Source organism: Pseudomonas sp. LAIL14HWK12:I7 (assembly GCF_000483465.1).
GTDB lineage: Bacteria > Pseudomonadota > Gammaproteobacteria > Pseudomonadales > Pseudomonadaceae > Aquipseudomonas > Aquipseudomonas kermanshahensis.
Genome location: NZ_AXYZ01000018.1, coordinates 100,897 through 115,215, shown reverse-complemented (window position 1 = coordinate 115,215; position 14,319 = coordinate 100,897). Strand labels below are relative to the sequence as shown.

The following is a 14,319-nucleotide window of genomic DNA, read 5'->3' as shown; positions in this document are numbered from 1 at the left end:
TTTTCTGGCGCATTGACCTGATGATCGCGAAACCCACGCCCCCACGCCGTCCCCGCTGGCGCAGCCTGGCCCTGCTGGCCGTGTGCCTGATCCCACTGCTGTGGCCGCTGCATCATCTGGCCGAGCGCTATTACCAGGAAGAGCTGGCCTCGCAGAATCGCCAGACCCTCGACCTGTACGTCGCCAACCTGCTGGGCACCCTGCACCGCTACGAAACCCTGCCGCAAATCCTCGGCGACCTGCCGGCACTGCGCGGCGTGCTGGCCGACCCGTTCCGCCTGGAAGCGGTGACCAACGCCAACCGCCTGCTCAAGGATATCGTCCAGCAGACCGGTGCCGAGGTCATGTACCTGATGGACGTCAGCGGCAATACCCTGGCCGCCTCCAACTGGGACAAGCACGACAGTTTCGTCGGACGCAACTTCGCCTTCCGCCCCTACTTCAACGAAGCCATGGCCGGCCACCTGGGGCGTTTTTTTGGCCAGGGCACCACCTCGGCCAAGCGTGGCTACTTCTTCGCCGCCGCCGTGCGCGACCGCGAGCGGATCGTGGGCGTGCTGGTGGTCAAGGTCGACCTCGACCACACCGAAACCCTCTGGGGCCGTACCCCCGAGCAACTGTTGCTGACCGACCATAACGGCGTGGTCATCCTCACCTCTCGGCCGGACTGGCGTTTCCGCGCCACCCGCGCGCTGACCGAGGCCGAGCGCCAGGCGATCATCGCCATCCAGCCGTACCCGACCCAGGCCCCGCAACCCTTGGTGCTGAACCAGGACGCGTGGATCACCCAGACCCGCGACATCAAGGAAACCGGCTGGCAGGTCAGCATCCTCGCCCCGCGCATCCTGGTCGACCGCTCGGTGCAGACGGTGATGGCCATCGGCGCCGGCACGTTGCTGGTGCTGGTGCTGCTGGCCGGCCTGGTGATGCAGCGGCGTCGGCACTACATCGACCGCATCGACTTCGAGGCCCGTGGCCGTCAAGAGCTGGAAAAGCGCGTCGCCGAACGTACCGCCGACCTTGAAGGCCTCAACACCCGCCTCAAGAGCGCCGTGCTCGAACGTGAAAACGCCCAGCAGGAGGCCGTGCGGGCCCAGGACGAACTGGTCCAGGCCGGCAAGCTGTCGGTGCTGGGCACCATGTCGGCGAGCATCAGCCACGAGCTCAACCAGCCGCTGGCGGCCATCCGCAGCTACGCCGAAAATGCCGAGATCCTGCTCGACCACCAGCGCACCGAAGACGCTCGCGGCAACCTCAAGCTGATCGGTGAGCTGACCGGGCGCATGGCCTCGATCATCGCCCACCTGCGCGCCTTCGCCCGCCGCGACCGCCACGCCCCGGAAAGCGTGGCCCTGCAGCCGGCACTGGACGACGCCCTGGCGCTGCTGGCCAAGCGCCGCCGGGCGATGGCCGTCGAGCTGATCCGCGACCTGCCAGAGGCCACGTTGTGGGTGCAAGCCGGCGAAACCCGCCTGCGCCAAGTGCTGGGCAACCTGCTGGCCAACGCCCTCGATGCCCTGACCGAAAAGGCCAACCCGCGCCGCCTCTGGCTGAGTGCCGAACAGCGCGATGGCTACGTCTACCTGTACATCCGCGACAACGGCCCAGGCTTCAGCCGCCAGGCACTGGAGCATGCCAAAGAGCCGTTCTTCACCACCAAGACCCGCACCCAGGGCCTTGGCCTGGGGCTGGCCATCTGCGAAAGCCTGATGCGCGCCCTGGGCGGCGAACTGCTGCTGGCCAACCACCCAGAAGGCGGTGCCCTGCTTACCCTGCAACTGCGCGTGGCGGCACCCGGCGCAACCCTGCCCAATTCGGAGGACCCCTCGGCATGAGCCCCGAGACACTGATCGACAGCCAAGCCCAGGTGATTCTGGTCGACGACGACCCGCACCTGCGCCAAGCCCTGAGCCAGACCCTGGACCTTGCCGGGCTCAAGGTGGTGGCGCTGGCCGATGCCCAAGGCCTGGCCGAGCGCATCGAAGCCGACTGGCCCGGTGTGGTGGTCAGCGACATCCGCATGCCGGGCATCGATGGCCTGCAACTGCTGGAGCAACTGCACGGCCGCGACAGCGAACTGCCTGTGCTGCTGATTACTGGCCACGGCGATGTGCCGCTGGCGGTACAGGCCATGCGTGCCGGCGCCTATGACTTTCTCGAAAAACCGTTCGCCAGCGACGCCCTGCTCGACAGCGTGCGCCGCGCCCTGGCCCTGCGCCGCCTGGTGCTCGACAACCGCAGCCTGCGCCTGGCCTTGAGCGACCGTCAGCAACTGGCCACCCGCCTGGTGGGCCAGTCGCCGACGATGCTACGCCTGCGTGAGCAGATCGGCGCCTTGGCCGGCACCCGTGCCGATGTGCTGATTCTGGGTGAGACTGGTGCAGGCAAAGAGGTGGTGGCCCGCGCCCTGCACGACCTTTCTAGCCGCCGCGACGGGCCCTTCGTGGCCATCAACGCCGGGGCATTGGCCGAATCGGTGGTCGAGAGCGAGCTGTTTGGCCACGAACCCGGCGCCTTCACCGGCGCGCAGAAGCGGCGTATCGGCAAGTTCGAATTCGCCAATGGCGGCACGCTGTTCCTCGATGAAATCGAGAGCATGAGCCTGGATGTGCAGGTGAAGTTGCTGCGCATGCTGCAGGAGCGGGTGGTCGAACGCCTGGGCGGCAACCAGCTGATCCCGCTGGATATCCGCATCATCGCCGCCACCAAGGAAGACCTGCGCCAGTCAGCAGACCAAGGGCGCTTCCGGGCCGACCTGTATTACCGCCTGAACGTGGCGCCGCTGCGCATCCCCCCGCTGCGCGAGCGTGGCGATGACATTTTGGTGTTGTTCCAGCACTTTGCCGACGCCGCCAGCCAGCGTCACGGCTTGCCGCCGCACACCCTGCAGCCGGCCCAGCGTGCCTTGCTGCTGCGCCACGACTGGCCAGGCAACGTGCGTGAGCTGCAGAACGTCGCCGAGCGCTTCGCCCTTGGCCTGGAGCTTGCCCTCGACGGCCAGGCGCCCGCTGCGGCAACGCCCACGGCGGCGGTATTGACCGGCAACCTCAGCGAGCAGGTCGAACAGTTCGAGCGCTCGCTGATCGCCGCCGAGCTTGCCCAGCCGCACAGCTCGATGCGCAGCCTGGCCGAAGCGCTGGGCATCCCCCGCAAGACCCTGCATGACAAGCTGCGCAAACACAGCCTCAATTTTGACGGCGGCAGTGGCGGGCACGACGACCAGGAGGACAACCGTCCATGAGCAGCGACAGCCAGTACCTGCAATCCGTACTGCACAGCGACATCCCTCTGACCCGCGAAATGGGCCTGGAGGTCATCGATTGGCAGCAGCACACCCTGCGCCTGCAACTGCCGCTGGCAGCCAACGTCAACCACAAGAGCACCATGTTCGGCGGCAGCCTGTACTGCGCCGCGGTGCTGGTGGGTTGGGGATGGCTGCACCTGCGCTTGCGCGAGCTGGGCATCGATGACGGGCATATCGTCATTCAGGAGGGGCAGATCAGCTATCCGCTGCCGGTCACCGGCGCGGCAGTGGCCCGCTGTGCGGCGCCGGACGAAAAGGCTTGGGAGCGCTTCGTGGCGATGTACCAGCGCCGTGGGCGGGCGCGTTTGACGTTGGAAACCACCGTCAGCAATGCCGGCAGTGACGAGCCTGCCGTGAAATTCAGCGGCCAGTACGTGCTGCACCGCTGACGCACACGCATGGACCGAAACAACGCCTGCTGATCTAGCAGGGGCTCTGTGGGAGCGGGTTTACCCGCGAACACCGGCGAAGCCGGTGCCAGATACCGGGTTGGCTTCTTCGCGGGTAAACCCGCTCCCACAAGATCATGAGGCGCGGGGTTAAGCGTTTTGTTCTTTACACGCCAGCTCGATCAAGGCTTGGCGCCAGGCGGCTGCGCGGGGCAAGGCCAGGAAGAACGGATTAAGCAGGGATTCACGCGCCGGGTAGGTGAACGGCTGGCCATCCAGCCCAATCACCTCGCCACCGGCCCCCTCCAATACGCCCTGTGCAGCGGCGGTATCCCACTGCGACGTCGGCGCCAGGCGCGGGTAGCAATCGGCGCTGCCTTCGGCCAGCAGGCAGAACTTCAGCGAGCTGCCGATATTGGCCAGGTCCAGCTCACCCACCGCCGCCCCTAACCCTGCCAACAGCGCCTCTTGCTCGGGGCTGGAATGGCGACGGCTGGCCACCACGGTGAAACGGCCTTCGGCAGGCGGTGCGTTACGCACCTGGATTGGCTGGGCAGCTTCCCCCGCCTCGGCACGCCACGCACCCAACTGGCGCCCACCCGAGTAGCAGCGCCCGTTGGTCGGCATCGAGACCACGCCAAACACCACCACGCCGTTTTCGATCAGGGCGATGTTGACCGTGAACTCTTCACTGCCCGCAATGAATTCCTTGGTGCCGTCCAGCGGGTCAACCAACCACCAGCGGCTCCAGCCCTGGCGCTCGGCCAGCGAAATGTTGCAGTCCTCCTCGGACAGCACGGGGACCTGTGGCGCCAGCGCCAGCAGCCCATCAGCGATGATGCGGTGGGCGGCCAGGTCGGCGGCGGTCACCGGGGAATCGTCGGCCTTGTTGGTCACCGCCACGTCGGCCCGCCAGAACGGCAGAATCGCCTCGCCCGCCAAATGGGCCAGCTTGACCACTTCGTGCATCAGTTGCAGGTCGTTCATAGCTCCAGCAGCCCCCGCTGGATCAGCAGGTCGCGCGCCAGGTACAGCGCCGCCAAGGCACGGCCCTCAGTGAATTGCGGGTGCATGGCCAGGGCCGACAGCTCGCGCAGGTTGACCTTGTCTACGCCCATGGGCTCTGGTTCGTCGCCCTCAAGGCGTTCTTCATACAGGTCGGTGGCCAGCACCACCTGGATCTTCTGGCTCATGTAGCCCGGCGACAGCGACAACTCGGTCAGGTGTTCCAGCTGCCGCGCACCAAAGCCGGCTTCTTCCTTGAGTTCGCGATCCGCCGCGGCCAGCACGTCTTCGCCCGGCTCGATCAAGCCCTTGGGCAGCGACAGCTCATATTCGTCCGTGCCGCCGCAGTACTCCTCGACCAGCACGGCATGCTCGGCATCGAGCATGGCCACGATCATCACCGCCCCGTAACCATTGCCCCGGCCGACCAAGCGTTCATACGTGCGCTCGGCACCGTTGCTGAAGCGCAATTGCACGGCCTCGACGCGGAACAGGCGGCTGCTGGCGACGATTTCGCGGTTAAGGACGGTGGGTTTCTGGCGCATGGGGCAGCTCCTTGGCGTGAACGGGTTACTATACCGTGGCTAGCCGACTGAACGAGAGTTTCCCATGCCTGTTCTTCCCTGGTCTGCCATCGATACTGTCCTGCTGGACATGGACGGCACGCTGCTCGACCTGCACTACGACAACCGCTTCTGGCTGGAGCACCTGCCCCAGCGCTATGCCGAGCTTCATGGCGTGAGCCGGGCCATGGCGGAAATGGAGCTGCAGCCTTTGTTCGAGCGCAATGCCGGCACGCTCAACTGGTACTGCCTGGACTTCTGGAGCCGTGAACTGAAGCTGCCGATCCGCGAACTGAAACGCGAGATCGCCGACCTGATCGCCCTGCGCCCCGACGCCGACACCTTCCTGGCCGCCATCCGTCAGGCAGGCAAACGCGTGGTGATGATCACCAATGCCCACCGTGACTCGCTGTCACTGAAGCTGGAGCGGGTGGAACTTGCGCCGTATTTCGAGCGGCTGATCAGTTCGCATGATTATGGCTACCCGAAAGAGAGCCCACAGTTTTGGGATGCCTTGCAGGCGGATATCGGCTTTGAGCCTGCGCGCAGCCTGTTCATCGATGACACCCTGGCGATTTTGCGCAGTGCCCAGCGGTTTGGCGTGGGGCATTTGCTGGCGGTGCGCCAGCCCGATAGCCAGGCGGCACCCCGCGACACCCAGGAGTTTGCCGCGGTCGAGGATTACCGGGATTTGCTGGCAGGCCTGTGATGCTCCTTTTCGCAGGTACAGCGCCGACCTGTAGGAGCAGCCTTGTGCTGCGAAGAGGCCGGTATGGCAAAAGGCATACTCTGGCCATACCGGCCTCTTCGCAGCACAAGGCTGCTCCTACAGGCTGATGCGCTACCCTGCGGTACGGGCAGTAAAGATCAGTCCGGAATGCGCAACACCTGCCCCGGGTAGATCTTGTCCGGGTGCGTAAGCATCGGCTTGTTGGCCTCGAAGATCTTGTTGTACTGGTTGGCGTTGCCATACACGACTACGGCAATGGCTGACAGGGTGTCACCCTTTTTAACGGTAACGCACCGCGCCGCCTGAACGACTGGCCCTGTTACGGTGATCTGATCGTCAACGCTGGCCACACCACTGATGTTGCCCGCCGCGAGAATGATCTTCTCCTTCTCCTCCTGGCTGGCCACCTCACCCTTGAGGATGATCTTGTCGCCTTCTACAGTGGCGGTGATGTTCGGATTGCCCAGGCCGACGTCTTTCACGTGTTTCTTCAACTGCTCCTCGGCATTGGCATTGCCGGGGGTCAGTAGGTCGATCAACTTCTCGCCGGCTTCCTTCACGAAACTGAACAGGCTCATTGCGTTCTCCTTGTTGATAAAACCTCGGAGCCAGGAGTCTAGGCCAGGATTGCCCACCCTGCCCCAGTGCGACCAATCGACGCGGTCTATCACGGCATAGACCCTAGCGATTAGACGTGACCGGCCCACAGGCCTAGGCTTGTGCTATCAAAAAGCCGCCGGTAGTCAGCCCCGATGAACAGCAAACCTCCGGTCTGCGCGGCCTCATCGCCTTTGGCCTTGCCCGCCGCCAGCAACACCTACGAGTACGTCCAGCTCAGCGACGCCGAGCGTGCCAGCACGCCATTGGCCGAAGAAGTGGCCCTGGCCATCGCCTTCAACGGCCTCAATCAGGCCGTAATGCTGGTGAGCCCGACCGACCTGGAAGACTTTGCAGTCGGTTTCAGCGTCGGCAGCGGGATTGTCGAAGGCACCCAGGAAATCTATGACCTCAAGCTTTCTGGCAGCGGTTCGGCGATGTACGCCGACCTGGAAATCTCCAGCCGCGCCTTCTGGAACCTGAAAAACCAGCGCCGCCAACTGGCCGGCACCAGCGGCTGCGGCCTGTGCGGGGTCGAAGCCCTGGAGCAGGCACTGCCAGAGCTTGCCGAACTCCCCGGCGCGCCACTGCCGCCCGCGCAGTGGTTGGTTGGCCTGCGCCAGCGCATCGACGCCTTCCAGCCGCTAGGCCAGCATTGCGGCGCGGTGCATGCGGCACTGTTCATGGACCGTAACGGCGAGCTGTTGCTCGGCCGCGAGGACATTGGCCGGCACAACGCCCTCGACAAACTGATCGGCGCCCTGCTGCGCCAAGGCATCGACAGTGAAGGCGGCCTGGCCATCGTCACCAGCCGCTGCAGCCTGGAGCTGATCCAGAAGGTCCTGCGTGCCGGCATCCAGACCCTGGTCAGCCTGTCGGCGCCCACCGGCCTTGCCCTGCAATGGGCACGCAAGCACAACCTCAACCTCATCCACTTGCCCAAGCACAGCGCACCGCGGGTCTACAGCCCAGCGGCGGAGTCGTAACAGCCGTGACCTCGTACCAGCACCTCCCGGACAACGCCCCAGCCTCCTCCCCTCGCTACAAGCCCTACCACGGCCCCGCCGGTGGCTGGGGGGCGTTGCGTAGCGTGGCCAAGGCCTGGGTCGGCAGCGACAATGCGCTGAAGAACATTCGCGCCCTGCTCAAGACCAACCAGAATGGCGGCTTTGACTGCCCTGGCTGCGCCTGGGGCGATTCGCCGGAAAGCGGCATGGTCAAGTTCTGCGAGAACGGCGCCAAGGCAGTCAACTGGGAAGCCACCAAGCGCCGCGTCGATGCCGCCTTCTTCGCCCGCTACAGCGTCAGCGCGCTGCGCGAGCAAAGCGATTACTGGCTGGAGTACCAGGGCCGCCTGACCGAACCCATGGTCTACGACGCGCAACGCGACCATTACCAGCCCATCAGCTGGGAGGCGGCCTTCGCCCTGATCGCCCGCGAACTGAACAACCTGGCAACCCCTGACCAGGCTGAGTTCTACACCTCGGGCCGTGCCAGCAACGAAGCGGCGTACCTCTACCAATTGTTCGTGCGCGCCTACGGCACCAACAATTTCCCGGATTGCTCGAACATGTGCCACGAGGCCAGCGGCGTGGCCTTGGGGCAGAGCTTCGGCGTCGGCAAGGGCACGGTCACCTACGACGATTTCGAGCATGCCGATGCGATCTTCGTCTGGGGCCAGAACCCGGGCACCAACCACCCGCGCATGCTCGACCCGCTGCGCGATGCGGTAAAACGCGGTGCCCAGGTGGTGTGCGTCAACCCGCTGAAAGAGCGCGGCCTGGAGCGCTTCCAGCACCCGCAGAACCCGCTGGAGATGTTGACCAACAGCGACCGGCCGACCAACACTGCGTTCTTCCGCCCGGCCCTGGGTGGCGACATGGCGCTGCTGCGTGGCATGGCCAAGTTCGTCCTGCAGTGGGAACGTGAAGCCCAGGCCAAGGGCGAGCCTGCGGTCTTCGACCACGCCTTCATTGCCGAGCATGGCCACGGCGTCGATGACTACCTGGCCGTGGTCGACGCCACTTCGTGGGAACACATTCAGGCGCAATCCGGCCTGACCCTGGCCGACATCGAGCTGGCCGCGCGCATGTACTGCCGTGGCAAGCGGGTGATCATGTGCTGGGCGATGGGCATCACCCAGCACCGCCATTCGGTGCCGACCATCCAGGAAATCGTCAACCTGCAGATGCTGCGCGGCAACATCGGTGCGCCAGGCGCCGGCCTGTGCCCGGTGCGTGGCCACAGCAACGTCCAGGGCGACCGCACCATGGGCATCAACGAGCGCCCGCCGGTGGCCTTGCTCGACGCCATCGAAAAGCGCTTCAACTTCCCCGTGCCGCGGCACAACGGCCACAACACCGTCGAAGCCATCCACGCCATGCTCGACGGCCGCGCCAAGGTGTTCATCGGGCTGGGCGGCAACTTTGCCCAAGCCACACCAGACACCGAGCGCACCGCGCAGGCGCTGCGCAACTGCGAACTGACCGTGCACATCAGCACCAAACTCAACCGCAGCCACCTGGTCCACGGCAAGCAGGCGCTGATCCTGCCGTGCCTGGGCCGTACCGACATCGACCTGCAGGCCGATGGCCCACAAGCGGTGACTGTGGAAGACTCGTTCAGCATGGTCCATGCCTCCAACGGCCAGTTGAAACCGCTGTCGACGCAGATGCGCTCGGAGCCTGCGGTGGTCGCCGGTATCGCCGCCGCCACCCTGGGCAAACAACCGGTCGACTGGCACTGGCTGGTGGCCGATTACGACCGCATCCGCGACCTGATCGGCGACACCATCCCCGGCTTCAGCGGCTTCAACGAACGCCTGCGTGAACCGGGTGGCTTTTACCTGGGCAACAGCGCCGCCAGCCGCGAATGGAAGACCGCTACCGGCCGCGCCAACTTCAAGGCCAACCTGTTGCCGGATACCTTGCTTGATGAAAGGGTGCGGGCCAGCGGCCAGTTGCCCGACCTGATCATGCAGTCGATGCGCTCGCACGATCAGTACAACACCACCATCTATGGCCTGGATGACCGCTACCGCGGCGTGCGTGGCCAGCGTGAAGTGCTGTTCGCCAACGAGGCCGACATCGTCCGCCTGGGCTTCCAGCCGGGGCAGAAGGTCGACATCGTTTCGTTGTGGGGGGATGAGCATGTGCGCCGTGTGCACGGTTTCACATTGCTGGCCTTCGATATCCCGGCGGGGCAAGCGGCGGCTTACTATCCCGAAGTGAACCCGCTGGTGCCGCTTGAGAGCATTGGCGATGGCAGCCATACGCCGACGTCGAAGTTCATTGCCATCAAGCTTGAGCGGGCGCGGGACAATGGGCGCATTCTTTAGAGAGGTGTTGGGGTGATGGTGATGGAGCGGGCTTGCCCGCGAAAGAGCCGAAAGCAGCACCGCCAAAAAACGAAAAAAGCCCTGTTCCGCAACGGTTCAGGGCTTTGTCATAAGTACCTCTGACAGCCAAAAACCGATTAAGTTTCACAGCAAATACAGTAACTTAGAGAATTGTGTACAACTCGTGCTACTCGTCGGATTTCAATTGCCAGCCGCGCTCCAGAGCCTCAAATTCGCCTCGTCATCCCTATGAGGCTCTCTTGATGAAGAAGTACTCCTCGATTCTGTTGTTGTCTTTCAGCTTGCTCAGCGGCGTTGCCATGGCCGGTGGCAATACCGAGGCCGGCATTGGCGGCGCATTGGGTGGGGTACTCGGCTCCGTCGTGGGCAACTCCATCGGTGGTAGCACAGGCGGCGCGATTGGTGCCGGCCTGGGCGGCGCCGCCGGCGGCGCACTGGGTGCCGACAAACGTCAGCGTGGCGAAGCCGCCATCGGTGGCGCGCTGGGCGCTGCAGGCGGTAACGTGGTCGGTCGCTCCGTGGGCGGTACCACCGGTAGCTACATTGGTGCAGCAGCCGGCGGTGGTGCCGGTGGCGCGCTGGGTAACTACATGGGTAACAAGGCCGACGAAGACGAGCGCCATGACGATCGTCGCTACCGTCGCAGCTATGACGACCGCCGTCACTACGACCGTGGCCACCATTACGGCCACCGCAAGCACAAGCGCCACTGGCGCGACTAATGCCTGAGGGCCCAGCCCTGGCAACAAAAGCCCCGCCCGCACCGGCGGGGCTTTTTTATGCCTGTTGCCCCAGCTGAAGGCCAACGAGCACTGCCTGCAGCGCCTCTGGCAACGGCACAGGCCGGCCGCTTGCCCGCTCGATGAACACCTGCACCACCGTCCCCGCCGCACAGGCGTCTACTTCACCCGGGCGATACAGGGCCAACCGGTACTCCACGGTACTGCCAGCCAGGCGCGTCACGCCCAGCCCCACCTCAAGCACATCCGGAAAGCCCGGCAGGGCGAAGAAGTCTGCTGCCGAACTGACCACAAACGCCGCCAGCGCACCCTCGCGCAGGTCGAATTCGGCCTGCTCCACCAGAAACGCCTGGATAGCGGTTTCGAAGAAGCCATGCACGGTGGCACCGGCGATATGGCCGTTGTGGTCGTTGTCTTGCGGGCGGGTGAGGATGGGGTGGAAGTGGGTGAATGCGCTGCGCTGTGGGGCTTCAGTCATTTGTCTGTCTCACGAGGTCGCAATGAATGCTATCAGTGAAACAGAAATTACGGACGTGATGTGCATTTGCTGGCCGAGAGATGGGGTGAAGGCTGCCAGGTGCTTGTCTTGGGTTCTGAGGTGGTGCGCAAATCGAGCGCCGCCCGCGCGGCGCTTCGCAGCACAAGGCTGCTCATTTGTTTCGGGCCAATGCATCCTGAGGCAGAGGCGCGCGGCCCTTTTAGCGTCCACCTCGATATCGTGAGGAACAAACAAGGCGGTCGCGCGCGTTGGTACAGGCGTTACTGGCCCGAAACAGATGTAGGAGCAGCCTTGTGCTGCGAAGCGCCGCGCGGGCGGCGCTCGATATCACGGGCGCTGAATATGCTGTGGCGAGCACCTCCCAGCCAAGACGCATTATCAAAAAAAACTCAAAAAAAAGCCGCCCCTAAGGGCGGCTTCCTCGTTGCAACTGGCGACAGCTTACAGCTGTGGACCAGCAGCCTTGATCGCGTCGGAAACTTCGAATTTCTTGAAGTTTTCGATGAACAGCTTGGCCAGGCCTTTGGCCGCTTCGTCGTAAGCGGCTTTGTCAGCCCAGTTGGTGCGCGGGTTGAGCAGCTCGGTGTCGACGCCCGGAACGGCTTTTGGCACGTCCAGGTTGATGATGTCCAAGTGCTCGGTTTCGGCGCCTACCAGTGCACCGCTCTGGATCGCAGCGATCACAGCACGGGTGGTCGGAATGCTGAAACGCTTGCCAACGCCGTAGCCACCGCCGGTCCAGCCGGTGTTGACCAGGTAAACCTTGGAGTTGAAGCCGTTGATGCGCTTGATCAGCAGCTCAGCGTACTCGCCAGCCGGACGCGGGAAGAACGGCGCGCCGAAGCAGGTGGAGAAGGTCGACTTGATGCCGCCGCCCGAACCCATTTCGGTGGAACCGACCAGCGCGGTGTAACCGGACAGGAAGTGGTAAGCAGCCTGTTCGTTGTTCAGGATCGAAACCGGAGGCAGAACGCCAGTCAGGTCGCAGGTCAGGAAGATGACCGCGTTAGGCTCGCCACCCAGGTTCGCTTCGGAACGCTTGGCAACGTGCTCCAGCGGGTAGGCCGCACGGCTGTTCTGGGTCAGGCTGACGTCGGTGTAGTCGGCGTGCTTGTTGGCGTCGAGTACGACGTTTTCCAGCACTGCGCCATGCTTGATGGCTTTCCAGATGACCGGCTCGTTCTTCTCGGACAGGTCGATGCACTTGGCGTAGCAGCCGCCTTCCATGTTGAAGACAACGCCTTCGCCCCAACCGTGCTCGTCGTCACCGATCAGGTAACGGCTTTCGTCGGCCGACAGGGTGGTCTTGCCGGTGCCGGACAGGCCGAAGAACAGGGTCACATCGCCTTCTTCGCCGATGTTGGCAGCGCAGTGCATTGGCAGCACGTCAGCGGCCGGCAGCAGGAAGTTCTGCACCGAGAACATGGCTTTCTTCATTTCACCGGCGTAACGCATGCCAGCGATCAGCACCTTCTTCGCGGCGAAGTTGATGATCACGCAGCCGTCGGAGTTGGTGCCGTCACGCTCAGGCTCGCACACGAAGTTGGCAACGTTGAGCACTTGCCACTGGTCACGGCCAGCCGGGTTGAACTGTTCAGGGTTGATGAACAGGCAACGGCCGAACAGGTTCTGCCAGGCAGTCTGGGTGGTCATCTTCACCGGCAAGTAGTGCTCGGCAGCGGCGCCTACGTGAACGTAGGAAACGAAGTGATCCTGGGCGTTGTTGAACGCCTCGACGCGGTCCCACAGGGCATCGAACTTGTCGGCCGGGAACTTGCGGTTGATCGGGCCCCAGGAAATGGCATCCTGGGTGGAAGGTTCTTCGACGATGAAACGGTCAGCCGGCGAACGGCCAGTACGGTGCCCAGTCTCAACGACCAGTGCGCCGGTATCGGCTAGTACGCCTTCACCGCGTTGCAGCGCTTCTTTTACCAGCTCATCGACGCTCAGGTCGGTGTACACGGTGTTGTTGGCTTGCGTCATGAGATACCCCATCCGGCCCGAGGCCGAGTGCTCCAAACGTTTTGTAGTTGTCTGTAAAAAACTACTACAGCGAAAAAAGTGGCCGGATTATGCCAGAAAAGCCCAAAAAAAGTAGGCCCCTCCTGTCGTAACCGCGCTTTTGCGCAATTAGACAGGAGATTTCCCTGCAATTAATCGTTTCAGTGGCGAGTTTCTGAGGCCGTGTCCGTGCCGCCACCCGCAAACAGTTGCGCCACATCGCTTGCATCGAAGAAATAGCGCTCGTTGCAGAACTGGCAATCGATCTCCACCTTGCCACCACACTCCTCGACCAACTGCTTGGCGTCGTGCTCGCCGAGGCTGACCAGCGCATTGCCGGAGCGCTCGCGCGAGCAGCTGCAGTGGAAACGCAGGGGTTCGATGTCGAACAGGCGCACCGCGTCTTCGTGGTACAGACGGTGCAGCAAGGTTTCGTTGTCTTCTTGCCACTCTTCAGGCTTGAGTGTTTTGGCCAGGGCTACAACGTGCTGCCAGCTGTCCTCGCGCTCTTCGTCGTCCGGCTGGCGATCACGTGGCAATTGCTGCAACAGCAGGCCGCGGGCCTTGCCATCTTTGGCATCGAGCCAGAAACGGGTGTTGAGCTGTTGCGACTGAACGAAGTAATTGGTGAAGCACTCCGACAGGTTGGCACCGTCCAGGTCCACGGTCCCCTGGTAGCGCTGGCCGTTGACTGGGTCGATGGTCAGCGTCAGATGGCCGTCGGGCATCAGCTGCGCCAAGGTCGCGTCGGCAGGAATCTGATCGGCTTCATAACGGGCCACGCCGCGGATTTCGCGCTCGCCCGAGCATTCCACCATCAGCAGCGGGATCGGCCCCTGAGAACGCGCCTGCAGGATCAGCAGGCCGTCGAACTTCAGGGCACCCACCAGCAATGCGGTGGCGGCCATCAATTCGCCGAGCAGCGCGGCTACGGGTTGGGGGTACGGGTGACGCGCCAGCACTTCGGCATAGCTGCGGTCGAGCCCTACCCACTCACCGCGGATATCGCGGTCGTCGAAGAGGAAACGTTGGGTGAAATCGGTATCCGGCAATTCGCTCATAGGTTCTGGCTATCTGAAAATGATGACAAAATGGTTACACGGCGTTTCGAAATACTGCGAAGCCCGTGGCAG

At 63.7% G+C, this 14,319-nt stretch carries 13 protein-coding genes; 7 read left to right on the top strand and 6 right to left on the bottom strand.

Translation table 11 applies throughout. From position 1 onward, the window contains the following. Positions 1-20 precede the first annotated feature (20 nt). Genes D886_RS0117835 through D886_RS0117825 form a run of 3 tightly spaced genes read left to right on the top strand, consistent with a single transcriptional unit; the run spans position 21 to position 3,693 of the window. Complete coding sequence (locus D886_RS0117835; RefSeq protein WP_027595204.1) at positions 21-1,835, top strand: ATP-binding protein; 1,815 nt, start codon at positions 21-23, stop codon at positions 1,833-1,835. Next, entirely contained in the window at positions 1,832-3,241 is a 1,410-nt protein-coding gene (locus D886_RS0117830) for a sigma-54 dependent transcriptional regulator (protein ID WP_027595203.1), read from the top strand. The genes D886_RS0117835 and D886_RS0117830 overlap by 4 nt, the downstream gene beginning before the upstream one ends. Then, entirely contained in the window at positions 3,238-3,693 is a 456-nt protein-coding gene (locus D886_RS0117825) for a YiiD C-terminal domain-containing protein (protein ID WP_027595202.1), read from the top strand. Before D886_RS0117830 ends, D886_RS0117825 begins: the two co-directional genes overlap by 4 nt. Before the next feature lie 150 nt (positions 3,694-3,843). Here the strand turns inward: D886_RS0117825 and cysQ are convergent, their stop codons facing one another. Together cysQ and nudE are read right to left on the bottom strand one after the other, a co-directional pair. After that, complete coding sequence (cysQ, locus tag D886_RS0117820) at positions 3,844-4,680, bottom strand: 3'(2'),5'-bisphosphate nucleotidase CysQ (RefSeq protein WP_027595201.1); 837 nt, start codon at positions 4,678-4,680, stop codon at positions 3,844-3,846. Continuing rightward, positions 4,677-5,243 carry an ADP compounds hydrolase NudE gene (gene nudE, locus D886_RS0117815; protein WP_027595200.1) on the bottom strand — a complete coding sequence of 189 codons (567 nt, stop codon included), beginning with the start codon at positions 5,241-5,243 and terminating at the stop codon, positions 4,677-4,679. Before nudE ends, cysQ begins: the two co-directional genes overlap by 4 nt. Before the next feature lie 64 nt (positions 5,244-5,307). On the opposite strand from nudE, the gene yrfG reads away from it, so the two are divergent. Continuing rightward, on the top strand, positions 5,308-5,970 hold the full coding sequence (gene yrfG, locus D886_RS0117810; protein WP_027595199.1) for a GMP/IMP nucleotidase: 663 nt from the start codon (positions 5,308-5,310) through the stop codon (positions 5,968-5,970). Positions 5,971-6,128: 158 nt separating this feature from the next. Here the strand turns inward: yrfG and lysM are convergent, their stop codons facing one another. Then, the gene (gene lysM, locus D886_RS0117805; RefSeq protein ID WP_027595198.1) at positions 6,129-6,569 is read right to left on the bottom strand and encodes a peptidoglycan-binding protein LysM; all 441 of its coding nucleotides are present in this window, start codon (positions 6,567-6,569) and stop codon (positions 6,129-6,131) included. Positions 6,570-6,743: 174 nt separating this feature from the next. Between lysM and fdhD the strand changes: the two genes are divergently transcribed. The 3 genes from fdhD to D886_RS0117790 all read left to right on the top strand — a co-directional run bounded on the left by fdhD (position 6,744) and on the right by D886_RS0117790 (position 10,668). Further along, positions 6,744-7,574 (top strand): formate dehydrogenase accessory sulfurtransferase FdhD, encoded by an 831-nt coding sequence (fdhD, locus tag D886_RS0117800; RefSeq protein WP_027595197.1) that lies wholly within the window; start codon positions 6,744-6,746, stop codon positions 7,572-7,574. A gap of 5 nt (positions 7,575-7,579) precedes the next feature. After that, entirely contained in the window at positions 7,580-9,925 is a 2,346-nt protein-coding gene (locus D886_RS0117795; RefSeq protein WP_027595196.1) for an FdhF/YdeP family oxidoreductase, read from the top strand. Positions 9,926-10,188: 263 nt separating this feature from the next. Further along, positions 10,189-10,668 (top strand): glycine zipper domain-containing protein, encoded by a 480-nt coding sequence (locus D886_RS0117790; RefSeq protein ID WP_027595195.1) that lies wholly within the window; start codon positions 10,189-10,191, stop codon positions 10,666-10,668. Between the two features lie 55 nt (positions 10,669-10,723). Here D886_RS0117790 and D886_RS0117785 read toward each other — a convergent pair whose 3' ends face one another. The 3 genes from D886_RS0117785 to hslO form a co-directional block, all read right to left on the bottom strand. After that, positions 10,724-11,164, bottom strand: coding sequence for a thioesterase family protein (locus D886_RS0117785; RefSeq protein ID WP_027595194.1), 441 nt, complete (start codon positions 11,162-11,164; stop codon positions 10,724-10,726). Between the two features lie 462 nt (positions 11,165-11,626). Continuing rightward, positions 11,627-13,168, bottom strand: coding sequence for a phosphoenolpyruvate carboxykinase (locus D886_RS0117780; protein WP_027595193.1), 1,542 nt, complete (start codon positions 13,166-13,168; stop codon positions 11,627-11,629). A gap of 179 nt (positions 13,169-13,347) precedes the next feature. After that, on the bottom strand, positions 13,348-14,247 hold the full coding sequence (gene hslO, locus D886_RS0117775) for an Hsp33 family molecular chaperone HslO (protein WP_027595192.1): 900 nt from the start codon (positions 14,245-14,247) through the stop codon (positions 13,348-13,350). Between the last annotated feature and the right edge of the window lie 72 nt (positions 14,248-14,319).